The organism is Streptomyces sp. NBC_00388 (assembly GCF_036061255.1).
GTDB lineage: Bacteria > Actinomycetota > Actinomycetes > Streptomycetales > Streptomycetaceae > Streptomyces.
Genome location: NZ_CP107948.1, coordinates 6,745,131 through 6,771,125, shown reverse-complemented (window position 1 = coordinate 6,771,125; position 25,995 = coordinate 6,745,131). Strand labels below are relative to the sequence as shown.

General features: G+C 70.7%; 23 protein-coding genes and 1 pseudogene. 14 read left to right on the top strand and 10 right to left on the bottom strand.

Features of this window, described 5'->3' with window-relative positions; all coding sequences use genetic code 11:
* Positions 1-2,101, top strand: a pseudogene (locus tag OG917_RS30165) (SpoIIE family protein phosphatase); the annotation flags it as partial.
* A gap of 10 nt (positions 2,102-2,111) precedes the next feature.
* Complete coding sequence (locus OG917_RS30160) at positions 2,112-3,071, top strand: GNAT family N-acetyltransferase (protein ID WP_328321572.1); 960 nt, start codon at positions 2,112-2,114, stop codon at positions 3,069-3,071.
* An 85-nt stretch (positions 3,072-3,156) separates the two neighbouring features.
* Here OG917_RS30160 and OG917_RS30155 read toward each other — a convergent pair whose 3' ends face one another.
* Positions 3,157-4,464, bottom strand: coding sequence for an amidohydrolase (locus OG917_RS30155; protein WP_328321570.1), 1,308 nt, complete (start codon positions 4,462-4,464; stop codon positions 3,157-3,159).
* 190 nt (positions 4,465-4,654) lie between these two features.
* The gene (locus tag OG917_RS30150) at positions 4,655-5,455 is read right to left on the bottom strand and encodes a COG4705 family protein (protein WP_328321568.1); all 801 of its coding nucleotides are present in this window, start codon (positions 5,453-5,455) and stop codon (positions 4,655-4,657) included.
* 616 nt (positions 5,456-6,071) lie between these two features.
* On the opposite strand from OG917_RS30150, the gene OG917_RS30145 reads away from it, so the two are divergent.
* A complete protein-coding gene (locus OG917_RS30145; protein ID WP_328321566.1) occupies positions 6,072-8,819 on the top strand; it encodes an NPCBM/NEW2 domain-containing protein in 2,748 nt (915 codons plus the stop codon).
* Positions 8,820-8,928: 109 nt separating this feature from the next.
* On the opposite strand, the gene OG917_RS30140 is transcribed toward OG917_RS30145, so the two are convergent.
* On the bottom strand, positions 8,929-10,500 hold the full coding sequence (locus OG917_RS30140; protein WP_328321564.1) for a diacylglycerol kinase family protein: 1,572 nt from the start codon (positions 10,498-10,500) through the stop codon (positions 8,929-8,931).
* A 230-nt stretch (positions 10,501-10,730) separates the two neighbouring features.
* Here OG917_RS30140 and OG917_RS30135 point away from each other — a divergent pair, with 230 nt between their 5' ends.
* The 3 genes from OG917_RS30135 to OG917_RS30125 all read left to right on the top strand — a co-directional run bounded on the left by OG917_RS30135 (position 10,731) and on the right by OG917_RS30125 (position 11,998).
* Positions 10,731-11,084 carry an STAS domain-containing protein gene (locus OG917_RS30135; RefSeq protein WP_328321562.1) on the top strand — a complete coding sequence of 118 codons (354 nt, stop codon included), beginning with the start codon at positions 10,731-10,733 and terminating at the stop codon, positions 11,082-11,084.
* 79 nt (positions 11,085-11,163) lie between these two features.
* Entirely contained in the window at positions 11,164-11,646 is a 483-nt protein-coding gene (locus tag OG917_RS30130; protein ID WP_328321560.1) for an ATP-binding protein, read from the top strand.
* A 181-nt stretch (positions 11,647-11,827) separates the two neighbouring features.
* Complete coding sequence (locus tag OG917_RS30125; protein ID WP_328321558.1) at positions 11,828-11,998, top strand: hypothetical protein; 171 nt, start codon at positions 11,828-11,830, stop codon at positions 11,996-11,998.
* Positions 11,999-12,012: 14 nt separating this feature from the next.
* On the opposite strand, the gene OG917_RS30120 is transcribed toward OG917_RS30125, so the two are convergent.
* Entirely contained in the window at positions 12,013-12,537 is a 525-nt protein-coding gene (locus tag OG917_RS30120) for a MarR family transcriptional regulator (protein WP_328321556.1), read from the bottom strand.
* Between the two features lie 100 nt (positions 12,538-12,637).
* On the opposite strand from OG917_RS30120, the gene OG917_RS30115 reads away from it, so the two are divergent.
* The 7 genes from OG917_RS30115 to OG917_RS30085 all read left to right on the top strand — a co-directional run bounded on the left by OG917_RS30115 (position 12,638) and on the right by OG917_RS30085 (position 20,441).
* A complete protein-coding gene (locus tag OG917_RS30115) occupies positions 12,638-13,813 on the top strand; it encodes a PP2C family protein-serine/threonine phosphatase (RefSeq protein WP_328321554.1) in 1,176 nt (391 codons plus the stop codon).
* Between the two features lie 232 nt (positions 13,814-14,045).
* On the top strand, positions 14,046-15,728 hold the full coding sequence (locus tag OG917_RS30110) for a PP2C family protein-serine/threonine phosphatase (protein ID WP_328321552.1): 1,683 nt from the start codon (positions 14,046-14,048) through the stop codon (positions 15,726-15,728).
* A 5-nt stretch (positions 15,729-15,733) separates the two neighbouring features.
* Complete coding sequence (locus OG917_RS30105) at positions 15,734-16,801, top strand: cobalamin B12-binding domain-containing protein (RefSeq protein WP_328322305.1); 1,068 nt, start codon at positions 15,734-15,736, stop codon at positions 16,799-16,801.
* Positions 16,798-17,220, top strand: coding sequence for an STAS domain-containing protein (locus OG917_RS30100; protein WP_328321550.1), 423 nt, complete (start codon positions 16,798-16,800; stop codon positions 17,218-17,220). The genes OG917_RS30105 and OG917_RS30100 overlap by 4 nt, the downstream gene beginning before the upstream one ends.
* A 187-nt stretch (positions 17,221-17,407) precedes the next feature.
* Positions 17,408-17,581: a CsbD family protein gene (locus OG917_RS30095; RefSeq protein ID WP_328321548.1), complete on the top strand. Its 174-nt coding sequence runs from the start codon at positions 17,408-17,410 to the stop codon at positions 17,579-17,581.
* A 228-nt stretch (positions 17,582-17,809) separates the two neighbouring features.
* Entirely contained in the window at positions 17,810-18,214 is a 405-nt protein-coding gene (locus OG917_RS30090) for an STAS domain-containing protein (RefSeq protein ID WP_328321546.1), read from the top strand.
* A gap of 7 nt (positions 18,215-18,221) precedes the next feature.
* Positions 18,222-20,441 carry a SpoIIE family protein phosphatase gene (locus OG917_RS30085; protein WP_328321544.1) on the top strand — a complete coding sequence of 740 codons (2,220 nt, stop codon included), beginning with the start codon at positions 18,222-18,224 and terminating at the stop codon, positions 20,439-20,441.
* Positions 20,442-20,596: 155 nt separating this feature from the next.
* Here OG917_RS30085 and OG917_RS30080 read toward each other — a convergent pair whose 3' ends face one another.
* The 5 genes from OG917_RS30080 to OG917_RS30060 form a co-directional block, all read right to left on the bottom strand.
* On the bottom strand, positions 20,597-20,725 hold the full coding sequence (locus OG917_RS30080; RefSeq protein WP_328321542.1) for an LPFR motif small protein: 129 nt from the start codon (positions 20,723-20,725) through the stop codon (positions 20,597-20,599).
* 185 nt (positions 20,726-20,910) lie between these two features.
* On the bottom strand, positions 20,911-21,981 hold the full coding sequence (locus OG917_RS30075) for a YihY/virulence factor BrkB family protein (RefSeq protein WP_328321540.1): 1,071 nt from the start codon (positions 21,979-21,981) through the stop codon (positions 20,911-20,913).
* A 269-nt stretch (positions 21,982-22,250) separates the two neighbouring features.
* On the bottom strand, positions 22,251-22,406 hold the full coding sequence (locus tag OG917_RS30070; RefSeq protein WP_328321538.1) for a hypothetical protein: 156 nt from the start codon (positions 22,404-22,406) through the stop codon (positions 22,251-22,253).
* Between the two features lie 113 nt (positions 22,407-22,519).
* Entirely contained in the window at positions 22,520-23,032 is a 513-nt protein-coding gene (locus OG917_RS30065; protein ID WP_328321536.1) for a hypothetical protein, read from the bottom strand.
* A gap of 229 nt (positions 23,033-23,261) precedes the next feature.
* Positions 23,262-24,224, bottom strand: coding sequence for an SDR family NAD(P)-dependent oxidoreductase (locus tag OG917_RS30060; RefSeq protein WP_328321534.1), 963 nt, complete (start codon positions 24,222-24,224; stop codon positions 23,262-23,264).
* 282 nt (positions 24,225-24,506) lie between these two features.
* On the opposite strand from OG917_RS30060, the gene OG917_RS30055 reads away from it, so the two are divergent.
* A complete protein-coding gene (locus OG917_RS30055; RefSeq protein WP_328321532.1) occupies positions 24,507-25,112 on the top strand; it encodes a DUF998 domain-containing protein in 606 nt (201 codons plus the stop codon).
* A gap of 29 nt (positions 25,113-25,141) precedes the next feature.
* Here OG917_RS30055 and OG917_RS30050 read toward each other — a convergent pair whose 3' ends face one another.
* Complete coding sequence (locus tag OG917_RS30050; RefSeq protein WP_328321530.1) at positions 25,142-25,837, bottom strand: alpha/beta hydrolase; 696 nt, start codon at positions 25,835-25,837, stop codon at positions 25,142-25,144.
* Positions 25,838-25,995: the final 158 nt, after the last annotated feature.

Here is a 25,995-nt window from a genome sequence, read left to right as displayed (position 1 = left end):
CTCGCCGGGCGCGGGCACGGCCGAGCGCGTTCTCGTCGCGACGGTGCTGAAGGATCTGCGGCTGTGGGAGACCCGGCTGGCCCTGCTGCAAGGACTCGCTACCCAGTCACCCGTCGGACTGGCCATCTATGACACCGATCTGCGCCTGACCTGGTGCAATGCGTCGTACGAACAGGAGATCGGTCGCCCGTTCGCCGAGTTCCGCGGCGTGCGGGCCGATGACCTGTACCCCGGCGGGGAATTCGTGACCAAGGGGCACCCGCGCACCCTCGACGCGGTCATGGGCCACGTGCTGGACACCGGGGACTCCTTCCTGGACCTGCACTTCCGGGGCCGGCCGCCCAGCGACCCGGAGACGGACCACCTCTGGTCCTGCGCCTACTACCGGCTCCAGGACGCCAACGGCCACGTCTTCGGAGTCTGCGAGGACGCCTTCGACATCACCGATCGCCACCGGGCGCAGCGCCGGCTGGCCCTGCTCGTCGAGGCGGGCCGCGGCATCGGCACCGCCCTCGACGTGATGGCCACGGCCGAGAAGATCACCGAGGTGGCGGTACCCGAGTTCGCCACCACCGTCACGGTCGACCTTTCGCAGGCGGTCCTGGAGGGCGAGGTGCCGACCGCCAGTGACCCGGCGGCGATATCTCTGGTGCGGGTCGCCCACCGCTCGGCCGGGGGAGCCGCTCACGGCCGGCCGGAACAGCAGCCTCAGCCCTCTCCCACCGACAACCACTCCCCCGTGGAGTACCCGCCCGGTTCGCCGCAGGACCGCTGTCTGTCCTCGGGCGGCCTCGTGCTCGACGAGACGGTCCTGGTCGTGCCGCTCCGGGCCGAGAACAGCATGCTGGGCCTCGTCACCTTCCTGCGCGACACCGGTTCGGCGATCTTCGACAGCGGCGAAGTCGCACTGGCCGACGAGTTGGCCGCCCGTACGGCCGTTTCCATCGACAACGCCCGCCGCTTCACCCGTGAACGCACCGCCTCTCTCGCGCTCCAGCGCCAGTTGCTGCCGCAGCACGTACCGGAACAGTCAGCGGTCGACCTGGCCTACCGCTACCTGCCAGCGGACGACGTGGCGGGGGTGGGCGGCGACTGGTTCGACGTCATCCCGCTGTCCGGGACCCGGGTCGGTCTCGTGGTCGGGGACGTCGTCGGCCACGGCCTGCAGGCGGCAGCCACGATGGGACGGCTGCGCACGACCGTCCGCGCGTTCGCCCAGATGGACATGGACCCCGTCGAGCTGCTGTCGCGACTGGACAATCTGGTGGGGCAGTTCGCCGATGAGCAGTCGGGCGAGCCGGGTGCTCCCGAAGGTGCCTCTGCCGACGTGACCACCGGGGCGACCTGCCTCTACGCGGTCTACGACCCGGTCACAAGGCGCTGCGTCATGGCCAGGGCCGGGCACCTCCCGCCGGCGATCGTCGAACCTGACGGCCGGCTCTCCTTCCCCGACCTCCCGGCCGGGCCGCCCCTGGGCCTCGGCGGCCTGCCGTTCGAGTCGCAGGAGATCGAGCTTCCGGTGGGCAGCCTGCTGGCCCTCTTCACCGACTCGAGTCCCGGGACCGCGACATCGATCGCGGGCTGGACGACTTCGATCGGCACTTCGGCGACCGGGGCGCGGCACTCGAAGAACTGTGCGACCGCGCGGTGGCGGAACTCCTGCCGGACGGAACGACGGCCGATGACACCGCGCTGCTGCTCGTCCGCACCCGCGAACTCGACACGTCGCATGTCGCCGAGTGGGAGCTGCCCGGGGAACCGGAAGCCGCGGGCCGCGCACGGGAGCTGGCCACCGAGCAGCTGCGCCGGTGGGGCCTCGACGAGCTGACGTTCGCGACCGAGCTCGTCATCAGCGAGCTGGTGACCAACGCGGTGCGGTACGCCGGAGGATCCCTCCACGTACGCCTCATCCGCGACCGCACCCTCCTGTGCGAGGTCGCGGACGCGGGACACACCTCACCGCACCTGCGCGAGCGGCGAGGACGACGAAGGCGGGCGCGGCCTGTTCATCGTCGCCCAGCTCGTCCAGAGATGGGGAACGCGCTACACCAGTTCCGGCAAGACCATCTGGACCGAACAGGCCTTTCCTGCGGCGGAATGAGACCCGCACGGTGCTGGACACCGCGGAGCGGAGCAAGATCTACCCCATGACCGATCTCTCGCCCGTACGGTGGCCGGCCGGCTACTGGACCCGACCGGCGGCCCACGCCGACGCTCCCTTGATCCACCGGCTCATGACCGCCTGCGAGGGCGAGTTGCCGGCCGGATCCGGTCCCGACGCCGTTGCCGCGGATCTCGCCAGGCCCGGCCTGGATCCCGCGCTGGACACGCTCCTCGTCCTCAGCTCGTCGGGGCAGCCGGCCGGACGCGCCTGGGTGCACGGCGGCCGGCGGTGTGAGATCGATGTCCACCCGGCCCACCAGGGGCGGGGGCTGGGGAGTTCCCTGCTCGACTGGGCCGAGGCCCGGGCCCGTCGGGTGGGCAGCGAGCGGCTCGCCCAGACGATCCACGGAGACGACCGGACAGCGGCGGCCTGCCTCCTGCGCTCGCGCGGCTACGGTCCCTTCGTCACGCAGTGGCTCCTGGAAACCGCACTGGCCGCGCGACCGGCCACCCCGGAACCGCCGGCAGGCATCACGGTCAGGCCGTTCCGGCCCGGTGACGAACATGCCGCGTACCAACTGACCGAGGACGCGTTCGGCGCGTGGCAGAAGCGACGCAAGCCCTTCGAGGAGTGGGCCCGCCTCACCGTCGAGCGCCCCGCCTTCGCACGAGAGCTCTCCCCGGTGGCGTTCGACGGTGACCGCATGGTCGGCGTGGTGCTGGCCCTGGACGTACCGGGCTCGGATGAGGGATACGTCGACCGGGTCGCTGTGCGGGAGGACCACCGCAACCGGGGGATCGCCCGGCTCCTGCTGGAGGAGTCATTCCGCGGTTTCCTCCAGCGGGGCCGCAGCACCTGCACGTTGTGGACCCACTCGGAGACCGGGGCGCTCTCGCTGTACCAGCGGATGGGAATGCGGGTCAGGCAGACGTCCACCGTCTACGGCAAAGCTCTGGTCAGTGGTTGAGGCGGACCCGCAACCGGTATGAGCCAGCAACCCCCTGGGCCGCCCCTCGGCCAGACCGGACCCACAGAGGCACTCCCGCGCGGAATCACGTCCGGCGAGCTCGCCCCAGCCAGGCAAGAGCTGCTGCCACGAGGTTGTGTACGCCCGTCTCCAGAGTGGGATGCAGCGCGGGGGCGAACTCGGACGAGTGGTTGGCGGGCAGCTGGTCGTGGGTGCCGTCCGCCAGCGCTGCCCACACCGTGTCCGCCTCCGGACCGCCCCAGAACCAGTAGACGCACGGCACTCCGGCCGCCTGGGCGAGGATCCCGACGTCCTCGCTCGCGGTGACGGCGGGCATCGGGAGGATCCTGTCACGGCCGATGCGGGCGGCCACAGCGGCGGCCGTGACGCGCGTCGCCTCGGGGTCGCACACGAGGGCGGGACCATCCATCAGCCATCGGACGTCCGGCGGGCGGGGGCTGTTGCTCGCCGCTGCCTCGGCCTGGACGATGCGCTCCACCGCGTCATGGAGCAAGGCCCTGGTCCTGTCCGAGTGGGCGCGCAGGGTGAGGCCGATCTCCGCGTGGTCGGGGACGATGTTGTCCTTGGTGCCGGCCTGGAGGCGGCCCACCGTCAGGACCGCGGTCTCGCCGGGTGTGACCTCGCGTGCGACGACGCCCTGGAGGCGGACGACGACATGGGCCGCGAGCAGCACCGGGTCGATGGTGGACTCGGGACGGGCTCCGTGGCCGCCGCGTCCGTACAGGGTGATGGCCGCCGACTCGACCCCGGCCATGACGGCGCCCTCCCGGAAGCCCACACACCCGGCCGGGAGCGGTCCGACGTGCTGGCCGAGCACGATGTCGGGTGTGCCGAAGCGTTCGTAGAGACCGTCCGCGACCATGGCACGCGCGCCCTGCAGGGTCTCCTCGGCGGGCTGCAGAACGAGCATCAGCGTGCCCGACCAGGCGTCCCTCGACCCCGCGAGAAGGTGGGCGGCACCGATGAGGGCGGCAGCGTGCATGTCGTGCCCGCAGGCATGCATGACGGGCACGGGGTTCCCGTCCTGGCCGGAGGCGTGCTCGGTGCTCGCGTAGGGGAGCCCGGTCCTCTCCTCCACCGGGAGCGCGTCCGTGTCGGCGCGAAGCAGGACGGTGGGCCCCGGGCCGTTGTGCAGCAGCGCCACGATCCCCGTGCCGCCGATGCCGGTGTGCACTTCGTACGGCAACTCCTCCAGGGCGCCGGCCAGGACACCCGCGGTGCGGTGTTCCTGACCCGAGAGTTCCGGGTGCTGGTGCAGATCCCGGTAGAGGTCGGCGAGCGCGGGCAGCAGGACGGAAAGGGCCGCGGTGTCCCGTTCGTACAGGAGACCGGCGGGGGCTGCCGTGCCGTCGGGGCTCTGCGCTGTGCTCATGGGTATACCTCGCTCGTGTGAGGGCGGTGATCCGTGCCGAGTATTCACGAGCCTGCGGCGTGTACGTCAGGGGGCTGCGCCGGACAGGCGGTCCCGCTCCCCCGCGTCCAGGCCGGTGGTGCACCGCCCAGCGGGACCGCGCCATGTGACGGCGCGTCGGCCGGCTCTGCCGGGCAGTTCGACGGCCAGGTCAGTCGGCCTGCACGGTGACCGGCGCCTTCGACGCGTTCCCGCGTTCACCGGCAGCCATGCGGTGGACCAGGACGACGATCGGCACCAGCAGGACCAGAGTGACGGGCCCCGTGCCCCAGCCGAGCCCGCCACGGTGCACGGACGCCCCCATCCAGTCGGCGAACGAGGCCCCGAGCGGACGGGTCAGCACGTACGCCCACCAGAACGCGGCGACCGCGTCGAGGCCGAAGAACCGCCTGCACAGCGCCGGGATCGCGATGAGGACCACGAAGGCGAGGCCCGAAGTGAGGTACCCCAGGTGCAGAGTTCCGGCCGTGAGATCGCCCACCGCGGTGCCCAGGGCGAAGGTGGCGAGCACCGTCGTCCAGTAGAAACCCTCACGGCGGCGGGTGCGGATGCTGTGGATGGAGAGGGTGCCCTCGGACGCGTACCAGGTCATCAGCACGGCCGCCAGGGCGACAGCGAAGCCCACCACCGACACCACGTACGGAACACCCGCCATCACATGCACGACATCGGCGGCCATGGTGCCGAAGACACTGACCATCACGATCGCCGACCAGTAGGTCCGGGCGCCGTAGCGGGCCGCGCGGAACTGGAGGAGCAGCAGGGCGACCAGACCGGCCAGGCCCAGACCACCGGCCAGGACCGGACCGAGCGTCCGGGCGAGCCAGTCCGAAGCCGTCTCGCCCATCCCGGTGGTGAGCACCTTGACGGCCCAGAACCAGGCCGTCACCTCGGGCACCTTGCTCCACCCCGGCGCGCTCCGCGCCCGGGACCGGCCACGCGTATCCCTCATGGCGTGCGCCGGTCCTGCGACCGTCCGGTCCGCTCGTTCTCGCATGGTCACTTCCACCCTCCGGGCGCCGGGCGCCACGTCACCTGCCGTCCGGGCGCGCCCGGGCCGGTCGAGCCGGACGGCACGCATGGTCCGCCAGCCTGTCGGCCTGTCAAACGTCTACAATACTGTAGACGGTGGCGACCGTACCGGCGGGGTGTCCGACGGAGCCCCGGGCGGCGACATCTCCTCATACGTCGCACCTCCCGTGCGCACCTGACGCATGTGCCGCAACGAGGCTGCCGCGGGGGGTAATTCGTCGGTTGCTTGCGCGAACCGTGGACAACGGATGCCCGGTGTGGTGGCATGCATCCCGCTCGCCGTTCGCGGAGAACACATGAAGGGGCGGGGCCCATGGGTGCAGAAGTCCGCGCGGAGGACGAGTCTGACAACGTTGTCAAAGCACTGTCGGACCGGACCTCCACGGCGCCACCGTGACCTCGGCGCCGGCGCCCTCAGGCCGGACATGACGAGCCGGCCCGCCGGCACACGTCTCCGTCCCTCCGCCCGCTGACGCAGCGCGGCATCTTCCCACTGAAGGGTGGCAACAATGCACCGTGTACGGAGACTTGTTCCTGTGTGGGTGCTGGCCCTGCTGGCCGCGCTCCTCGCCGTGGGCGGCCATCCGGCCCAGGCAGCCGCCGCCACGCCGATCACCGTGGACGGCGGCGGAAGCGGCCGCACGTTCGACGGCATCGGTGCCATCAGCGGTGGCGGCGGCAACTCACGTCTGCTGACGGACTATCCGCCGGCTCAGCAGTCCCAGATCCTGGACTACATGTTCAAGCCCGGCTACGGCGCCGACCTGCAGTTGCTGAAGCTGGAGATCGGCGGGGACGCCAATTCCACCGACGGCTCGGAGCCCTCGGTCGAGCACACCGAAGGCAAGGTCAACTGCTCTGCCGGTTACGAGTTCTGGCTCGCCGAGCAGGCGAGAAAGCGCAACCCGGACATCGGGCTCTACGGGCTCGCATGGGCCGCACCCGGCTGGATCAAAGGCGGATTCTGGTCCACCGACACGATCAACTACCTGATCTCATGGCTGGGTTGCGCCAAACAGCACGACCTGGACATCAAGTACCTCGGCGGCTGGAACGAACGGGGCCATGACGCCCATTGGTACGTACAGCTGCGCGCGGCGCTCGACGCCCACGGGTACGCCGGGGTGCAACTGGTCGCGGACGACAGCGGCTGGAGCACCGCGGACGACATGGCCAAGGACCCGGCCTTCGACAAGGCCGTCTCGATCCTCGGCGCCCACTACTCCTGCGAGGGCGGTGACGGTGGCAGCGCGGACACCTGCACGGCCACCGAGGCCGCGAAGGCCAACGGCAAGCCGCTGTGGGACAGCGAAAGCGGCTCGCAGGACATGAACACCGGCGCACCGGCCCTGATCCGGGCCATCACCCGCGGCTACATCGACGCGAAAATGACCAGCTACTTCAACTGGCCACTCCTCGCCGCCATCTACCCGAACCTGCCCTACAGCACGGTGGGCCTGGCGACAGCGGGCTCCCCCTGGTCCGGGAACTACTCCATCGGCACGAGCACCTGGGCGACGGCACAGATCACCCAGTTCACCCGGCCGGGCTGGAAGTTCATCGACGGCGCCTCCGGATACCTGGGCGGCAAGGAGTCCAACGGCACCTACGTGACGCTGAGGTCACCCGGGGGAACGGACTACTCGACCGTACTGGAGACCACCACCGCCGACAGCTCCCAGACCGCCACCTTCACCGTCAAGGGCGGGCTCCCGACCGGCGATGTCCACGTCTGGGCCACCGCCGTGAACACCCCTGATCCGTCGGCGGAGCTGGTCCACACCGGCGACCTAAAGCCGTCGGACGGCTCGTACTCGCTCACCATGAAGCCGGGCTACGTCTACACCGTCACCACGACCACCGGCCAGGGCAAGGGCACCGCGACCGCGCCGCGTGCCCATGCACTCGCGCTGCCCTACTCGGACTCGTTCGAGCACAACGGCACCGGTACGGAAGCAAAGTACCTCTCCGACATGCAGGGCTCCTTCGAGGTCCAGAAGTGCGCAGCCGGGCGCAAGGGCATGTGTGTCCAGCAGATGGCCCCGGCGAAGCCCATCGAATGGCAGGACGACAGTGACGCGTTCACCCTGATCGGTGATCCGTCCTGGAAGAACTACTCGATGCACTCCGACGCCGAACTGGTCAAGCCCGGCACGGTCGAGCTGATCGGGCGCGCGGGCACCCAGAACCGGCCGCAGTCGCACCAGCAGGGCTACCGCTTCCAGATCAGCGACACCGGAGCCTGGACGATCACCAAGAGCGACGCCGACGGCAAGCACACGGTGCTGGCCAGGTCGTCCACGACCGCCCTCGGCACGGGCACGTGGCACCGGCTCGGGCTGTCCTTCAACGGCTCCGAGATCACCGCGTCGGTCGACGGGAAGGCCGTGGGCGTGGTGCACGACAGCAGTTACTCCGAGGGACAGGGCGGTCTCGGCCTCACGTCGTACGACACCGACCAGTTCGACAACCTCTCGTTCACCAAGGTCCGGGCCTCGGCCCCGTCGGCGGCGCTGGCAGTGAAGCCGTCGGTGAACTCCGTCCGGCGTGGAAAATCCCTGAGCGTCACGACGAAGGTGTCGGTCCCGCCCGGCGCCAGGACCGCCCAGGGGGTCAACATCACCCTCGCCGCCCCCGACGGTTTTGTGTACGACTCGCAGGCGCAGGTCTTCGGAGCCATCGAACCAGGACACAGCGCGGTCGCCACCTGGCAGTTGACCGCACCCGCCACCGAGGCACGGACGGCGACGCTCACCGCCACCGCCACGTTCGCGCAGGGCAAGGCGGCACAGTGGCTGCGCCAGGACGGGACGGTGAAAGTGGTCGATCCGCCGCCCCCGTCCGGAGTCACGGATGTCGGCGGCCTCGACTTCCTGACGTCGGCCAACGGCTGGGGACCTGTCGAGCGCAATGAGGCGGTGGGCGGTGTCAATGCCGGGGACGGTACGCCGCTGACCGTCGGGGGCACCGTGTATCCCAAGGGCCTCGGCACCAACTCGGTCAGCGACATCACGCTCTATCTCGGCGGCAACTGCTCGAAGTTCACGTCGAAGGCCGGTATCGACGACGACGCCGGGACATCAGGCACCCTGACCTTCGGCGTGCTCGGCGACGGCAAGAAGCTCGCGTCGACGCCGACGGTCAGGGGCGGCGACCCCGTACAGGAGATCACCGCCGACACGACCGGCGTACAGACGCTCGACCTCGTCGTGGGCGACGCGGGAGACGGCAACGCCTACGATCACGGGGACTGGGCAGAGCCCACGCTGACCTGCTCGGGCTGAGTGCGGGGCGCCCGGCTGCGGACCGATGCGGAGCAGTCGCGGCCGGGCGCCCCCACGGGCGGTGGGAGTTCCGCCCCGAACCGTCACCCGTTCCGCGCCGCCCGCGCTGTCAGCGCAGCCACTGGTCCTCGTCCGCGGGGCGGTACAGCGTGACCGCCTTGGGAATCTTGTCGAGCACCAGGCGCCGGTACGGGGCGTCGGTCACCTCGCCGTCGTACGCGAAGTGCGGCTCGCCCTGCAGGACTTCGAGTTCCAGCCGGCGTACCTGGCCGGTCGTGAGTACCCGGGAGCTGTGCAGGGTTCCGGTCAGCACGGCGAGGAGCAGCCGGGTCCGGGCCAGCGGCGTGCCCGCCTCCACGGCCCGGACGTCGAGCAGACCGTCGTCGAGCTGGGTGCGGTAGGTCGGGGCGAAGCCGGCCGGGTGGTAGATCCCGTTGCCGGCGAAGAGCAGCCAGATCCTGCGGGAGCGGCCGTTGACGACCACCGAGAGCGGGCTGCCGGTGGCCAGGACCTTGGCGAGGCCCACGGCGAGCGCGGGCCATTTGCCGATGCGCTTCTCCAGGTGCTCCCTGGCATGCACGAGTTCCGAGTAGACCCCGATGCTGAACGTGTTGAGGAAGAGCTGCTGTTCGCCGCCGCCCGGCGAGGACTCGGCAGCGCCGTCCGGCGAACCGGCCGGTTCGCTCCCCCCGGGGCGCCCGCCGGGATGGGCCGGAGCCGACGCGCGGCCCAGGTCGGCGGTGACCGCGTCGCCCGCCCGGATCGCGCGGGCCACATCCTCCAGGGTCTGGTTGCCGAGGTCCACGGCGAAGTGGTTGAACGTGCCGCCCGGGAAGACGGCGAGGGGCACACGGTGGCGGGCGGCCGTCGCGCTGCCCGCGTTGACGGTGCCGTCACCGCCGCAGACGCCGAGCGCCCCGCCGTCCGCCACGGCACGCTGGGCCGCCTCGTCGAGCAGGGCCACGAGGTCGTCACCCGGCTCGAAGACGGTGATCACGGCCGCGGGAAGCAGTATGCGCAGGGTCTCGGCGGTGTCCTTGGTCCAGGAGACGCCGGACGACGGGTTGACCACCAGGTGAAGCCCCTTGCCGTCCGGGAGCGCGGGGGCCGGTCTGCGCGGCGGAGCGGCGGCTGCCGCGGCTTCCGGCTTCACCGGCCACCAGCGGCAGGTGAGCAGTGCGGCGCCCACCCCGACGATCGCTCCGGCCGCCGCGCGGCCGCGGTGATCGAGCCCCTCGCTGCCGCGCAGCGAGGCCAGTCCCAAGGCGAACGGCAGCACGGCCAGGCCGTAGCGGGGAGACTCCAGCGCGACCCCCGAGGCGAAGGCAGCGGCCGAGGCCATCGGGCTGGAGGGCAGGGAAGCGGTGCTCGGGCGGGGAAAGAGCGCGGGGAACGCGTCCAGGACGGGCCGGGCACTGCGGGCGGCCGGTTTTGCCAGTGCGTGGTTGATCGCCGCGACGATCGCCACGGAGCCGATCCCGCGCAGTGCGGCCCTGCGAGCGGTCCTGCCCCCGGACAGTCCGAGCACGCCTGCGGCGCCCAGCCAGACGGCGTCGTGCCCGGCGACCCTGCGCAGCAGGTCCACCGTCGAACTCACCTGCCCGGTACGGGACATATCGAGGGCGGCGGCCAGCCGGTCACGCGGCCCCGGTATCTTCCACCGACGTCCAGGTCGCTTCATGCGCTCGCCACACCTCTGCACCTAGGGAATCCGCTGCGTGCGACCGGGCCGGACCGCAGCGCCGCATTACCCTACCCGCGCCTGTCCAGGTCATTCGCCGCGAAGAGTTCAGCCGGGAGAAGCCCGGGGGCCCGATGCCCGGAGCCGGGATGCCCGGTGCCGCTCGCGACGGAGGCCGGCCGGCCACCCCCCGCACCTGCGGGCGCCGTGGTGGTGTGAAAATACTGGCCATGCCGAGTGATGATCAGGTTGTGACGGTGGAGACCGCGGCCGACGACGTGGTGCTGATCAGTGTCCGGGGCAGCCTGGACGAGTGGGCGGGCTGCGACGCCCTGGTGCGAGCACTGACCCGGGCCGCCCAGGGTGGTGGCAAACAGACGGTGGTCGACCTCTCCGGGATGACGTTCGCCGATTCCGCGGCGCTGCACGCGCTGTTGCACGGTCAGCGCAAGCACACCGCGAGCGGGGTGCCGCTGGTGCTGGCCGGCCCGCTGCACCCGACCGTGCGCCGGCTCTTCGAGGTCACCGGCACACATACGGCCTTCCACTTCGCGGACAGCGTCGAGCAGACGCGCTCATGCTGAGCCCGTCCGCCGTCCGGCTCCGCGGCCACGTCCGGTGTGTGGGCCCGGCCCTGGAGGGCAGGCGGACCACGCCATGAATATGAAACGCGAGGTACCTGTCCAGTGGGCTCACCGGGAAGGCGAGCGGGACAAGACCGAGCCGGCTGCCGCGTGGGAGGACGGGGCGGTGGCACCACGGGCAGCACCGCTTCCGCACAATGCCGCCGCCGCCCGGGAAGCGGTCACCCGGTTGCTGACCTCGCACTTCTGCCGGCTTGACGGCGAGGGACCTGCCGATGTGGTGGTCGCCGACGCCCTGCTGGTCACCTCCGAGCTGGTGACCAACGCCTTCCGCCACGGTGGTGGCCTGACCCGTTTCGCGGCCGAACTCAGCGATGAGGGGCTGTGCGTCACCGTGGGCGACGCCAGCACCCGGACGCCGGTCGGCCGGCATGAGGATGCCGTGGGAGCGGCCCGTATCGGCGGCTACGGCTGGCCGCTGGTGCTCCGCCTGGCCCTGCGGGTGTCCATCACCCGTCTCCCCGGTGGCAAGGACATCACCGCGCTGGTCCCGCTGACCTGACCGGGACGGCCACGCGCGAGCCGTACACCGTCGCGACCCGGATCCGCCCGGTTCGGGGGCACTTGTCGCGTCCCCTGGCGGGAATCCTCTTCAGGGATGTGACTCATGCCACGCATAGTTCTCCCGGATGCGGCAACAGACACCAGACCCGCACACGTCCTCCACGAGGCAAGGAGCCATCATGACCACAGCGTTCATCGCCGTCGGCGCCTGGGTTCTGCTGTCCCTGCCGCTCGGCCTGCTCCTCGCGCATCACATCCACCGGAGCGCCGGGACGGTCCCGCGGGCCGTTGCCCGTACCTACCGCACCGCCTCACCACCACCGGAGCCGGCCATGATCCAGCGGGTCTGAGCGGAAGGCGCAGCTCACCGCAGACCGGGTACCGCTGCGGCGTTCCCGTGGCGGGGCAGCTCGCCGGGGAGCGGGTGGGAATCCACCACGGCTTCGCAGAACGCCGCAAGCCCGGTGGTCAGAGCCTCACGCGCGGCAGGCGTCATGCGGTTCATGGCGAGGCGCAGGGCCTGCTCGCGGCGACGCCGGATCTCACGCAGGTGCGCGGCCCCGGCCTCGGTCAGTTCCAGCTGGACCTCCCGCCGGTCCTCGGGGCGCGGGGTCCTGCGAAGGAACCCGGCGGCCTGCAGGCGGTCACAGAAACGGGTGACCGAGGGCGCGGCCACGGCGAGATGGCTGCGGAGGACGCTGAGGCTGATGCCCGGCTCGCGTTCGATGATGTACATGACGCGGGTCTGCGCGGCTGACACCGGCGCGGTACTCAGGATGTCCCGCCCGTGCTCCCCGGCAGTCTCCAGGAGCTCAAGGACGTGACTGACCTCGGGCAGGCTTTCGGGGGCCTGCGGCTGCGGGTGGAGCAGGACAGGGTCCTCGCGCATGTGACACTCCCGATGGGGGCACGGTGTGCTCGTTCCGGTCGGTCGATACGAGCAGTCGTTGCGTGATGAAGATATGTCAAAGAAAGCAGGTCCCATAGTCGTGGAAAGACCCCGTGCGGTCGAGCGCATACTGCGCGAGGCCGCACCGCATGAGATTTTCGACGTGCTCCGTGCCCTGATCGAACGGCGGCACGGCGCGCTGGCGGTCGAGTTCCTCATGGCCGATTACGCCTCGACGGAACTGCAGCCGGTGCGCGTCCTGCCGCACACCAGGCCGCCGGTCCCCCTCCGGGACAGCGCTGCGGGACGTGCGTTCAGCGCCCAGGAGCCGCAGTGCGTGCACGATGGACCCGCTTCCACGGTAACGGTCCTTGTGCCCGTCAGTGTCCGTGGTGACCGGCTGGGGGTCCTGAGCGTGACCCTGCCCACCGGGAACGGCAGCGGGGACGTACCTGAGCAGCTTCAGGAGTACGCGGACGCGCTGGCGCACGAGATCGTTGTCGCGGAGCGGGACACCGACCTGTTCCTCCAGGCCCGCAGGACGGAGCGGCTGACTCTGGCCGCGGAGATGCAGTGGCAGCTGCTCCCCGGGCGCTCCTGCTCCCGGCGGGAGTACAGCATCGGCGCACAGCTGGAACCCGCCTACGCCATCTTCGGCGACAGCTTCGACTGGTCGGCCTCCGCCGACGACCTGATCCTGACGGTCAGCAACGGCATGGGCGAAGGCATCGACGCCGCCCTCCTCTCCCATCTCGCGATCAACGCCCTGCGCAACGCCCGCCGGGGCGGCCTGGACCTCGCGGGTCAGGCGCTCCTCGCCGACCAGGCCGTCTACGGCCAGCACCAGGGGCTCCGGTACCTCTCCACTCTGCTGCTCCGCTTCCACCTGCCCACCGGGGACGTGGAGATCATCGACGCGGGGTCACCCCGCATCTGGCGGCTGCGCGCGGACGTCGTGGAACCCATCGAGCTGAATGCCCAGATGCCGCTGGGCATGTTCGAGGACACCTCCTACGTCCCGCAGCATTTCAGGGTCGAGCCCGGGGACCGGCTGCTGTTCGTCAGCGACGGTGTCTACGACGCCCTCTCCCCCGCGGGTGAGAAGTACAGCCTGACCGCCCTGGCCAGGGCGGTCACCAGTACACGACTGCTGCCCGCGTCGCAGGTGCCGAGGGCCATGCTGCAGGAGCTGCTGGGACACCGGGGCTTCGGACCGGCGGCGGACGACTCCCTCGTCGTGTGCCTGGACTGGCACGGGCGCCCGGCGGCGGACTGACGCCCGCGCGTTCACGGCCCTCCGCCGCCCGGCCGGCGCCGGCAGGCACTGCGGCCCTCCTGTGAAGAATCTGAATCGATGACGTGTGATCCGTGTGCAGCACCATGTGCCCGGACCACGCCGGGAGGGCGTCCGGTTGCTATTCCGATGACGCGTGCGGGATGGTTGCCGCCGGGTAAGTATTTTCGTCCAGTGGAAGGTGGTGCGGTCCGCCACAGGCGGGCTCCCCTTCATGGCCTCAAGCGAAGGACACTCCGTTACGAGAACTGAGCAGCGTCCGGCGTCCGGTGTGTGGGACCTGGCTCCCTGTCCCGTGATCGCGGCCGACCAGGTCGGCACGGTCATCGAGCTGAACCCGGCGGCGTCCCGTCTCCTGGTCGGCGTGCGTCCCGGTACGAGCATGGCGGACGCGGTCCCGGACTGGCTGGCCCGGGCCCACCGGGCGGCAGGTCCGTCCACGGCCCTGCCGGAACACGGCGCCCCGCATCTCCCCGCTCTCGCCTCGGTGTCGGGGCGGATCGCCGCCCAGAGCTTCGAGGCGCACCCCACCCGTGGCGAGGACGGCCAAGTGGTGTGGTGGCTGGTAGACGACACCGGCCGGAGGCTCGCCGAGGAGGCGCTGGCCACGGAGCGGCAGCGCACGACGTTCCTCGCGGAGGCGTCCAATGTCCTGCTGGCCTCGCTGAACACCGACCGCTGCATGACGACGACCGCACAGCTCGCCGCGGAGTACCTGGCGGATGTCGCGATCGTCGTCGCGCCGCACGCCGGTCACAAGCTGCCCGTCGCGCATGCCGTCGCCGGGCAGGAGGTCACCCGCACCCTGATCACCGCGGATCCCTCGCAGCTGCCGGGCCTCAGCGAGGCACTTCAGGGATTCCCCCCGGTGCCCTCGCGCTGGATCGACCCCGCGGCGCTGCCCGGGTGGGCGCTTCCGCCCGGCTTCACCGGAACGGTCGGCTCGGTCGTCGTGACACCCCTGCCGGGCCACGGTGTGCCCGCCGGCGCCCTGATCCTGGTGCGGAGCACGGACCAGCGGGGATTCACCGAGAACGAGGAGATCTTCGCCCGGCTGTTCGCCGCGCGGGCGGGGGCCGCCCTCTCCGCTGCCCGCCTGTACGCGGAGCAGAGCGACATCACCCGGACCCTCATGCGGGATCTGCTGCCGCCCAGGCTCCACCGGACGCACGGAGTGGAATTCGCCGGCGGCTACCGGCCGGCCGACGCGAGGGAACGCGTGGGAGGCGATTTCTACGACGTCCACCCGGGCAGCACCGACGCCGATGCCTCGCTGGTCGTCCTGGGCGACGTCTGCGGCAAGGGGCTGGACGCGGCGGTCCTGACGGGAAAGATCCGCAACACCCTGCAGGCCCTGATGCCGATGGCCGACGACCACGAGCGGATGCTGCAGCTGCTCAACGGCGCACTCCTCAATTCCCACCACACCCGCTTCGCGACCATGGTCATGGCCTCGGTCCAGCGCATGGACAACCAGGTCCGTCTCCGTCTCACCTCGGCGGGCCACCCCGCCCCCCTGCTCGTACGGACCGATGGCACCGTCGAAGAGGTCTCCACCTGCGGCACCCTCATCGGTGCCGTCCCGCACATCGAGGCCCGCACCGTCGAAGCCGTCCTGCTCCCGGGTGAGACATGCCTGCTCTACACCGACGGGATCACCGAGGCGCGTGGCGGGCCGCTGGGCGACGAGCTGTACGGCGAGGAGCGCCTGAAGCGGGCCCTCACCGAATGCGCCGGCATGCCCGGCGAGGCAGTCGTCGAGCGGATCCAGATGCTCGCCTCGCAGTGGCTGCGCGACGGCAGCCACGACGACATGGCCCTGGTCGCCATCACCGCACCCCGCACCACCCATCTGACCGCGGTGAACGGCCACACACGGGGCAGGTACACCGCATGAACACGATGACCGCGGACGCCCGGGCCCTGCAGGACCAGCTGTGGACCGCCGTGACCGACCGTGCCGAATTCAGCGCCGCGGGCATCGTGTTCAGCGCGCTGGACGAGGGGATGGATCCCGAGACCGTACTGCTGGACCTCATCGCGCCGGTACAGGCGAAGGTCGGCGCCGAATGGGCGGCCAACCGCCTCACCGTCGCCCAGGAGCACGCCGCGAGCGCCATAGCCGAGCGGGTCATCGCCGCCCTCGCCCACCGCCCCGCCACCCGTACCGCACCCGGCCTGGGACGGATCACAGTGGCCTGCGTAGACCAGGAGTGGCATGTCCTCCCGGCCCGGCTCCTCGCCGAAGTCCTCACCCTGCGGGGCTGGCAGGTCGACTTCCTGGGTGCTCAGGTACCCACGCCCCACCTCATCGCCCATCTCCACAGCAGCGGTGCGGACGCGGTCGCGCTCTCTTCCTCCATCCCCACCCGGCTCCCCACCGCCCACGCCGCGATCAGCGCCTGCCAGGCCATCGGTGTGCCTGTCCTGGCCGGCGGCGCGGCCTTCGGACCCGACGGCCGGTACGCACGTCTGCTGGGTGCCGACGCCTGGGCTCCCGACGCTCGCAGCGCGGCGCGGCAGCTCGCGGACGGCATCCCCCGTCCCGGCCCCGTCGGACAACTCGACAACCTGCGGCACCTGTCCGACCAGGAGTACACCCTCGTCGCCCGCTCGCGGCGGCAGCTCGTCAAGCAGGTGCTGACGGACCTGGAGGAGCGGTTCCCCGCGATGGCCTCCTACACGGATCAGCAGCGCGAGCGCACCGCGGAGGACATCGCGCACATCGTCGAGTTCCTCGCCGTCGCGCTGTACACCGATGACGACGACCTGTTCACCACCTTCATGACCTGGACCGCGGGCATCCTCACCGCCCGTGACGTCCCCGCCCGGTCCCTGCTCCCCGCCCTGGACACCCTGACGACCGAACTCAAGGACTTCCCCCGTTCCCTCAGGATGCTCGACCGGGCACGGTGTGCCCTGGAAGGCACCCTTGCCCCAGCCGGCCGACACCCCGGAGCCCTCGCATGAACACCCCGTCCAGCCCGTCCTTCACCCTCACCGTTGAAGCAGGGCCGGGCACCGTACGTCTACGGCTGACCGGCGATCTCGACTACGACACCAGCGGGGAACTCGCCGAGCGCGCCGAGGCGTGTCTGACCGAGATGCCGGACTTGCGTGAACTGCGCCTTGACTGCGCACAGTTGCGGATGTGCGACTCCATGGGGCTCTCCACCCTGCTGATGCTCCACCGGCGCACCGCTGACCGCGCCATTCGTCTGTACCTGGACCGTCCGCCGGCCTTCCTTGAGCGCGTCCTGGAGATCACGGGTATCCGGCAGCTCTTCGAGCGGGAGGCGGCGCCGCAGCAGGGCGAACAGGCGCCGGCCGACGAAGGCGCCGCCACCTCCCAGCTGCCGGCCGTCCCTCCGCGCAGACCCACCGTGTGACCGGACGCGGGAACGCAGGGTCCGGCGCCCGGCATCCGGACAGCCCCTGTCGCGGCGCGGATTTCGCGCCGTTGATTTTCGGGGCGCTGATTTCGGGGCGCTGATTTCGGGGAGCGGTGTTTGGACACGGCGATGGCGGTCAGGCGGTGGGTGTTCCTGAAGTCGACCACAGCAAGGTGTGAGTGACATGGCTGCCAACGAGAAGACCCAGGCCAAGACCGAGCAGGCCACGGGCAAGATCAAGGAAGCCGCAGGCCGCACCGTGGGCAACGAACGCCTCACCGCCGAAGGCCGTGCCGAACAGGCCAAGGGCGATGCCCGCGAGGCCAAGGAGAAGACCAAGGACACCTTCACACGCTGAACTCCCCCTCATTACGTCCGTGGTGCCTTCCCGTACCGCGTGATGTGGTTGGCCCGGCACATGTGCCGGGCCAGCCGCATGCCCGCAGAAACCGGCGGCGCCACCGGACGGCCACCCGGAAGTGGCTCCGCGGACCGGGAGGCGGTGCGGGGCGTCAGGCGGTTCCGGTGGGCGTGAGGGGACTGTTCATCATCAGCGGGGTCCACGGCGGGCGGGATGGAGGCAGCGATGTTCTCGGTGGATATCAGGCCGTCCGGGCAGGCGCGGATCGTCGCTCTGCGGGGCGAGCTGGACTACGAAAGCGCCGTTCAGCTGAGGGAAGCGACGGACACGCTCCTCGGAGGGCCGCAGCCTCCGCCGCTGGTGGTGATCGACTGTGCCGCTCTCAGGTTCTGTGATTCCTCCGGAATCAGCGGTCTGATCAGGATCTACCAACGGCTGTCCGCGGGCGGTGGAGTGCTGCGCCTGGCCGCGCTGCCCGGCGCCGTGGCACGGGCCTTCGCGCTGACGGGTCTGGAGCAGGTGATGGCCGTGCATACGACGGCACGAGAGGCGCTGTATGCCGGCGGCGGTACGCACCGGCCCCACAGTGAGGGCGCTCCGCCCTCTGCGCGTACCGTGAGTGAGAGGTAACAGGGCGATGACCCGCGTTCCAGAGCAGCTGCAGCCGCCCACCGGGGATCCGGTCCCCGCTCCGTCCCCGGAGAGCGCGGTGGAGGAGGACCTCCGGGCCCTGTTCGGCCAGTCCACTGCGGTGTTCGCGTCCATGGCGGGTCCTGCCCACATGGTCGAGGCGGCCAACGCCGCCTTCTCCGTGGCGATGTGCGGTGGGCGTTCCCGCAGCGGGGTACCCCTCGGGCAGCTGATGCCCGAGCTCGCCGAGCAGGGCTTCGTCGCACTGCTGGACAGGGTCTACCGCACGGGTGAGCGCCATGACGGGCACGCGGTACGCCTGTTGCTGGGCACCGGCTCCGCCGTGCGCGAGGCATTCTTCGACTTCACGTACGAACCCCGGCTCGACGCGGGTGGCAACGTCATGGGGGTGCGTCTCATCGGTATGGAGACCACCCAGGTCATCCACGCACAACGGCTGACAGCCGAACTCCGTGCCCTGCTGGAGCAGATCGCCCGCCAGGCGCCGGTGGATCAGGTGCTGGAGGGCATGGCCCGGGCCATCGAGGACCTCGCGCCCGGTGAGGTCCTCGTGTCCGTCCTGCTCGCCGACGCCGACGGCAAGCACCTCCGGCACGGGGCGGCTCCCAGCCTGCCCGCCTTCTACAACGAGGCCATCGACGGCATCGCCACCGGTGACGGGGTCGGCTCCTGCGGCACTGCCGCCCACCGGCGACAGCCCGTCATCGTCACCGACATCGCCACCGACCCCTTCTGGGAGGACTTCCGCGCGCTGGCAGGCCGGGCCGGTGTCGCGGCCTGCTGGTCCACTCCCATCCTGGCCAGGGACGGAGCGCTGCTGGGCACCTTCGCGATGTACCACCGCACACCGCGTACCCCGCAGGAGTCGGACCTCGCCCTGGCGAGGGTCTTCGCCGACACCGCCGCGCTGGCCATCGAGCGCCACCAGGCCGAACTGGCCCGTCTCGCGGCCGAGACCCGGGAGAAGGCCGCCCGGGACGATCTGGCCTTCCTGCTGGACGCGAGCACCTCACTCGCCTCCGACCTCGACTACACCCAGACCCTGCAACGCCTGGCCGTCTCGTGCACGCCGGCGCTGGCGCCGCTGTGCACGATCGATGTCATCAGCGCCGGCCGTGTGCACCGCATCGCCACCGCCGCGACCACGCCCGGACAGGAAGAGCTCCTCGACTCGCACATCCCGGTCTACGACGCCGAGGACGACGCCGTCGCCCGGGTCCTGGCGACCGGCGTGAGCGAGATCGCCCGCCGCACCCCTACCGGTCCGGGCCCCTGGTACGACCTGAAGGTCAGCGGCTATCTGTGCGTTCCCCTGCTCGACCGCGGATCCGCCTTCGGCGCCATGACCCTGCTCACCACCGGCGAGCCCGTCCTCGACGGCCACACTGTCGCCCTGGCCGAGGAGCTCGCCCGCCGCGCCGCTTCAGCCGCGCTGAACGCCCGCCAGTACACCCAGCGCGTGGCCCTCGCCCGGGACCTGCAAGCCGGTCTGCTCCTGCCCGAAGTGCCCGACGTACCCGGTGCCGAGATCGCCACGTACTACCACCCGGCCGGTGAAGGGCTCGACATCGGCGGCGACTTCTACGACATCTTCGCCCTGGCCGACGGCACCTGGGCCTTCATGCTCGGCGACGTCTGCGGACGCGGCGCCATCGCCGCCACCACCACCGCCCTCGTCCGCCACACCGCTCGCGCCGTCGCCCCGCTGCTCCCCGGCCCCGACGCCGTGGTCCGCGCGATCAACAGAGCGCTGCTGGACCGTCCCGACAGCCATGGGACCGGGTTCGTCACCCTCGTCTACGGCCACCTCACCCCCACTCCCCACGGCCTCGACATCACCCTGGTGCGGGCCGGCCACACCCTCCCCCTCCTCATAGACGCGCACACCGCGCAGCCGGTCAGCAGCGAGGGCTCGCTCCTGGGCGTCACCGTCGACCCTGACCTGCCCGCCCGGCGCATCCACCTGCGCCCCACCGAGAGCCTGCTCCTCTACACGGACGGCATCACGGAGGCCCGCGACCGGGACGGGGAGCAGTTCGGTGAGGAACGCCTCGCCCACGCCCTCACGAACACACCGCACGGGAACACCTCGTCGGAGGTCATCAGGACCCTCACCCACGCGGTACGGGACTTCACCGGCGCCCATGGCATCGACGACGACCAGGCCGCGCTCGTCCTCACGGCGACCGGGCAGGCCGGCCGCTGACAGGCGCGAGGGTGTCCGGAAGATTTCTGCCGGGCCGGGCGCACCCGTGCCGGGACCTCTCTCCCCGGGGGGGAGCTCGTGCGTCCAGGTCCACGCACGACGCTGCCCCGGCCGGCTCATCGAGCCGACCGGGGCAGACGGGGGGCGTGGGTGGTTCAGTGGTGTCCGTGAGCGGTGTCGGATGCCCCGCCGAAGAGCCGTGCGACAGCCCGGAAGGGCAGGGTGACGACGGTGGCAATGGCACTGCCGATAGAACTGATGACGTCCGCGATTGCCTTGAGCATCCGGTGTTCCTCCCTTGGGATGGCGTGGCAGCACCGGGGTGCTGCCACGCGGCGTTCATCAAGCGCGTGCCCCGTCCGGCCGAGGTAAAACTCCGGTGGCCCGGACGGAAATGAGCGGGATTCGCCGGTGCCCGGAAAGAGGATGTCCCCGGTCTGCATATCTGACCGGTTCCGGTGCTTTACGGCTACGCGGTACGGGAGCGCTTTTCCCGCTTGGGCTTGTCGCGCTCATCCACCTGCAGTTCTCGTTCCGCCCCCGGCACACCCTCGGCGAGCTGACGGCTGCGCTCCCGCTCCGCATTGAACTCGGCACCCAGCAGAATGGCCAGGTTCGTGATCCAGAGCCATACGAGGAAGACGATAACGCCGCCGAGCGTGCCGTACGTCTTGTTGTAGGAGCTGAAGTTGGCCACATAGAAAGCGAATCCGACCGAGGCGACCAGCCAGAGGAGCAAGGCGATCGCAGCGCCCGGGAGTACGGATTTCGGCCCCCTCAGGCGGGCATTCGGCGACGCGTAATAGAGGACGCTGAAGATCAGCACCACGACGAGGAGCAACACCGGCCATTTGGCGTAGTTCCAGGCGGTCACCGCCGCGTCGCCGGCGCCGATCGCCGAGCCCACCTTCCTGGCGAGGGGGCCGGTCACGACCAGCGCGATGAGTACCAGGGCCTGCAGGAGCACCAGCACCAGTGTCACCAGCAGCTGCAGCGGACGCAGCTTGAAGAAGGAGCGGCCCTCCTCCACCTCGTAGATGCGGTTGGAGGCCCGCATGAAGGCACCGACATACCCGGACGCGGTCCACAGTGCGGAGGCCAGGCCCACGATCAGCAGAACGACCCCGGTGCCCTGGTTCGAAGCGAGCCCGTCGATGGGCCCCTTGAATGTGTTCACCGCCGAGGCGGGGCCGATCGAGCTGATGAGGCTGGTGGCCTTGTCGATGATGGTCTTGGGATCCATGACAAGACTGACGAGGGATACCAGTGCGATCAGGGCCGGGAAGACCGAGAGGACCGAGTAGTAGGTCAATGCAGCAGCGGAGTCGGAGAGGTTGTCCTCCTTGAACTCCGCCAGCGTACGTTTGACGGTCTGCCCCAGACTTGCTTTTCTGGCGTGTGGGGGGCCTTCCGGCAGACGGCCGGAGGTCTTCTCTAGCGGTGCAGACCGCCTTCTCCCGAAGACTGTGTGTCGGACATGGCTCTCCGCTCTCGGCCGAAAGGCTGCTGCACAGCGCCCCGGCCGTTGTTCTACGGGCAAATTCGCATCAATGCGTCACGGCAACGGGTGGGTCCCATGGCGGACCCGGCTCCGGCGGCCGGAATCCGGTCTCCCGTCCGCGCAACAGGTCCTCTCGATCGGACTCCGGAAACCCGGAACGGCCCCGCCGGTACTCGTGATCCATTGCGGCGTGTGACGGCGAAAACCCGCCGTCACACAGGCGTACCCGTTAATTCCCTCACCACGCACGGCACCGACAGGCCGGCGGACGGCCGAGGACCGCCGGGCCGCGGCCCGTACGCAGGGGATCACATCCCTGGTTCGAAGTGCCCTCCGGCCGCGATGTGCTCGCTGAACCGGGCAAGCGTCTCCTCATCGAGCAGCGCGCCGGTCATGGCGAGCCATCGCGACGTCAGCTCGGGTCTGACCTCGTCGAGCGGACGCCCGCGGTGCGTCGTGGACATTTCGTTGAGGGTGGCTGCCTGCTGAGCCGTAAGGTCGGGCGCTTCGCTGTCCATAACTGCCTCTCGGTCGGTCCTTCTCCGTGCCGGGCCGCGTACACCTGCTCAATCGGGCGTCAGTCGCTGTCCGGACCGACACGGCGTGTTCCGCCGGCGAAGACGGACCCGGCGGCCGAGCGACGCATCGTCTCCAGCGCGTCGATCTGCCGTTGCGCCCGGCCTTGCAACTCCCCGAGGCGGGAAGCGTCCAGCCGGGAGTCCGCGGGAACGGCCACGAGCAGGGTGGCCCAGAGCAGGGCCTTCCCCTCGACCCCGAGGCGCAGGGCTTCGAGCTCGACAAGCGCGCTCAGCCCCGAGCGCCGGCAGACGGCGCCGTTCGATTTCAGGCGCCCGGCCCGCTCGGCCATCCAGCCCGCGCAGATCTTGTAGCGGCGGACCGGGACGTCCAGGGTGGCCATGAGGTCGAGCAGGGCCTCGCGGTCCTCGGTGATCTCCTCGGCGATGCGCCGCAGTTCCGGGCCGCGTACCGAGCGGCGGTTCCGGTCGGCGATGCGCTGCACGAGCCCGACGCCGGAGGTCGCACCCATGAGGTGGTCGTTCAGGTAGATCCCCAGCTTGTCGGTCAGCATCCTGAGCCCTTCTGCGCCGTCTTCGTCGGTCCCCTTGCCGGTACGGGTTCCTGCGTCCGCGGGCCGGCCCGGCCGCACAGTGCAAGGACAGCAAACCGTGAGAGACCCGGATCGACCGGACGCAATGCCGGACAGAGGGCCGAACGGATCACGCACCGGACGGCCGGTGCGCCGGACGGTCAGCGCACCCGTGCCGCCGCAGGGCCGGACGGGGCGAGGACGTGCCCGCTCATACCGAGGGGGCGAAGGCATCGACGCCGGTGAGCCCGGCCGACAGCTTCCACAGCCGCGCCGCACTCTCCCTGTCGGTGGCCCAGGCGTTCACACCGCTGCCCAGAACGGAGCCCTGCGCCGCAGGTCCGGCGATATCGCAGTCCTCGCAGTAGACCCCGCCCTCGCCCGCCAGCTGCGGAGAGGTCGCTGCCCATACCTGGGTCGCTGCCCCCTGCCCGGGCGTTTTCCAGCCGCTGCCCGACGTGCTGGCGTCGATCATCGCCGTCAGCTCCGTCAGCTCGTCCTGGGACATGTGGCGGCCCAGTTGCGTGGGGATGGCGCCGGGGTGCAGCGAGAATGCCCGGACTCCCGAGGCACGGCCGCGTACGTCCAGGTGCAGGGCGAAGAGGGCGTTGGCCGTCTTCGCCTGTCCGTACGCCTGCCACTTGTCGTAACCGCGTTCGAAGTGCACATCGTCCCAGCGGATGTCCGAGAGCTGATGGCCGTTGGAGGAGACCGAGACCACGCGCGCGCCTCCGCGCTCGATCGCCGGCCACAACCGGTTCACCAGTGCGTAGTGGCCGAGGTGGTTGGTGGCGAACTGCGCCTCCCATCCCGGGCCGACCCGCGTTTCCGGGCTGGCCATGATCCCGGCGTTGTTGATCATGATGTCGATGTCCCGGTCCGAGGAGAGAAAGCGCTCGGCGAAGGACCGCACGCTGTGCAGGTCCGTCAGCTCCAGCTCCGCCACCTCCACGCCGTCGGTCCCGCTCAGCACCTCACGGGCGGCGGCGGGACGCCGGGCCGGGACGACGACATGCGCGCCCGCGCCTGCCAGGGCCCGCGTCGTCTCCAGGCCAAGACCCGATGAGCCGCCGGTCACGATGGCGAGCCTGCCGGTCAGGTCGATCCCCCGCAGGACGTCCTGAGTGGTGCTCGCAGCCCCGAAGCCGCTGTTGATCTTCTGCTGAGTGGTCATGCGGCGAACCTACGGTTTCGAGTGCACTTCAGGGCAACACCGGCTCGCGGCGGGATCCGGCTGCGGCCCGGGCCTGCCGGCGCACCTGGCGTACTCCAGGGCGACGGCCGAACCGGGTGTGCCCCGCGGGCAGGGGTACGGTCCCCGCGTGTGCGCAGGCGCCGGAGCCCCCGGGCTCGGGTGAGGGTGTCGCGTGTGCGCTGTCTGAGTTGTCGATGACGGTGTTGCCCGGCGAGTGTGTGTCATCGCGAAGAGAGGGCGGGCGGTGTTTACGGTGGGGCGATGCGACGTGCCCCCTGGTGGGTCCTGCTCCCTTCGGCGGGCGCCCCTCTGCTCCTGATCGGCAGCTCGATGTTCGCCCAGCGCATGGAGGGACCGGCCTACAACCCTGTGAAGGACACGATCAGCGTGCTGGCGTCCCACGGTGCGCCCGGCTACTGGCTGATGACGGGGATGCTCATCGCGCTGGGGGCCTGTTACATGATCACGGCGCACGGCCTGCGAGAGGCGGCCTTCCCCGGGCGGCTCGCCCTGGCCGGTGGCGGGATCGCCGCCATGGCTCTGACGCTGGCGCCCGCGCCTCTTCGCGGCGGCGCCCTGGGACACGGGTCGGTCGCGGCCGTCGGCTTCGTACTGCTCGCCGCGTGGCCGGCGCTGGCCGCGTCGCGCGGACAGGTGATCGTGCCGTGGGGGTTACGGGTGAAGGTGTCCCTCGTGGCAAGCGCGGTGATGGCCGCGGGCGCGCTGTGGTTCGCCGTGGAGCTGCAGGTCGGGCACGAACCAGGCATCGCCGAGCGTGCGGTGACCTTCGCCCAGGCCCTCTGGCCCCTGGTGGTGGCCGTCTCCTGCCGGGTGTGGGCAGGCGGTCCCGTCTCACCGGCCACGTGACGTGCCGAACAGGACGCCGGGGAAGCGGATCACGCCGGGGTGCCGAGCTCGACGAGGTGCCGGACCGTGGCCGGAGGATCGGCGATCTGGTGGAGGTGCGTACCGGGCCGGCGCACCACCCGCCAGCCCCGTTCCAGCGCTTCGGCCGCGCAACCGTCGTAGGGCGGGCTGAAGAGCAGATACGAGCAGGGGTGGTCGTCCCAGCCGCCGGGGACCGGGATGTGCTGTTCGTAGTAGGACAGTGGCAGGGCGGGCTGCTCATCGATGACTGCCCGTCGCGCGACGGGGTCGGAGAACATCGGGGCGATGTCGGCCTCGTCCCACCAGTCGGTCCAGCGGGGCAGCCTGCCGTTCACGGCCTTCGGGCCGAGGAACTCCAGCAACTCCGGTGACGCCACGGGCGTCGTGCCGGTCCGGGCGGGGAGCGCGGCGTCGACGAAGACCGAGGCCGCCACGGGATGGTCGAGGCCGGAGCGGATCACCGGAATGAACAGACCGGCGTTGCTGTGCGCCACCAGCGTGACGGGCCGGTCCACGGGGACTCCCCGGAGGGCCTCGCGGACGGCGCTGACGACGCGGGGCCAGAAGGGCGGAGCACCGCTCCCCACGTGCACCAGGGACGGCACCCGCGCCTGGTGTCCTGCCGCCGTCAGGTGGTCGGCCACGGGGAGCCAGGTGGAGGGGCCCACGGATGGACTGTGCACGAGGACGAAGAGCGGTTTCATCCGGCAATCCTGCCTCCCCTGCCACCGGATGAGCGGCAGCCTCTCCGCGAGCGGAACACGTCGTCGCCGCGCCCCTGTTCACAGCGCCGCAACACTCGTTCCCAGCATACGGACAGCGGCCGCGTCAACTCGACAGACCGGCCGGGGCACTGCGAGTC

Coding starts and splice junctions, on each gene's coding strand:
- OG917_RS30155 (WP_328321570.1), bottom strand. CDS start 4,464: ATGAGCACAGCGCAGAGCCCCGACGGCACGGCAGCCCCCGCCGGTCTC.
- OG917_RS30150 (WP_328321568.1), bottom strand. CDS start 5,455: ATGAGGGATACGCGTGGCCGGTCCCGGGCGCGGAGCGCGCCGGGGTGG.
- OG917_RS30140 (WP_328321564.1), bottom strand. CDS start 10,500: ATGAAGCGACCTGGACGTCGGTGGAAGATACCGGGGCCGCGTGACCGG.
- OG917_RS30135 (WP_328321562.1), top strand. CDS start 10,731: ATGCCGAGTGATGATCAGGTTGTGACGGTGGAGACCGCGGCCGACGAC.
- OG917_RS30130 (WP_328321560.1), top strand. CDS start 11,164: ATGAAACGCGAGGTACCTGTCCAGTGGGCTCACCGGGAAGGCGAGCGG.
- OG917_RS30125 (WP_328321558.1), top strand. CDS start 11,828: ATGACCACAGCGTTCATCGCCGTCGGCGCCTGGGTTCTGCTGTCCCTG.
- OG917_RS30120 (WP_328321556.1), bottom strand. CDS start 12,537: ATGCGCGAGGACCCTGTCCTGCTCCACCCGCAGCCGCAGGCCCCCGAA.
- OG917_RS30110 (WP_328321552.1), top strand. CDS start 14,046: ATGGCCTCAAGCGAAGGACACTCCGTTACGAGAACTGAGCAGCGTCCG.
- OG917_RS30105 (WP_328322305.1), top strand. CDS start 15,734: ATGACCGCGGACGCCCGGGCCCTGCAGGACCAGCTGTGGACCGCCGTG.
- OG917_RS30100 (WP_328321550.1), top strand. CDS start 16,798: ATGAACACCCCGTCCAGCCCGTCCTTCACCCTCACCGTTGAAGCAGGG.
- OG917_RS30095 (WP_328321548.1), top strand. CDS start 17,408: ATGGCTGCCAACGAGAAGACCCAGGCCAAGACCGAGCAGGCCACGGGC.
- OG917_RS30090 (WP_328321546.1), top strand. CDS start 17,810: ATGTTCTCGGTGGATATCAGGCCGTCCGGGCAGGCGCGGATCGTCGCT.
- OG917_RS30085 (WP_328321544.1), top strand. CDS start 18,222: ATGACCCGCGTTCCAGAGCAGCTGCAGCCGCCCACCGGGGATCCGGTC.
- OG917_RS30080 (WP_328321542.1), bottom strand. CDS start 20,725: ATGCTCAAGGCAATCGCGGACGTCATCAGTTCTATCGGCAGTGCCATT.
- OG917_RS30070 (WP_328321538.1), bottom strand. CDS start 22,406: ATGTCCACGACGCACCGCGGGCGTCCGCTCGACGAGGTCAGACCCGAG.
- OG917_RS30065 (WP_328321536.1), bottom strand. CDS start 23,032: ATGCTGACCGACAAGCTGGGGATCTACCTGAACGACCACCTCATGGGT.
- OG917_RS30060 (WP_328321534.1), bottom strand. CDS start 24,224: ATGACCACTCAGCAGAAGATCAACAGCGGCTTCGGGGCTGCGAGCACC.
- OG917_RS30055 (WP_328321532.1), top strand. CDS start 24,507: ATGCGACGTGCCCCCTGGTGGGTCCTGCTCCCTTCGGCGGGCGCCCCT.
- OG917_RS30050 (WP_328321530.1), bottom strand. CDS start 25,837: ATGAAACCGCTCTTCGTCCTCGTGCACAGTCCATCCGTGGGCCCCTCC.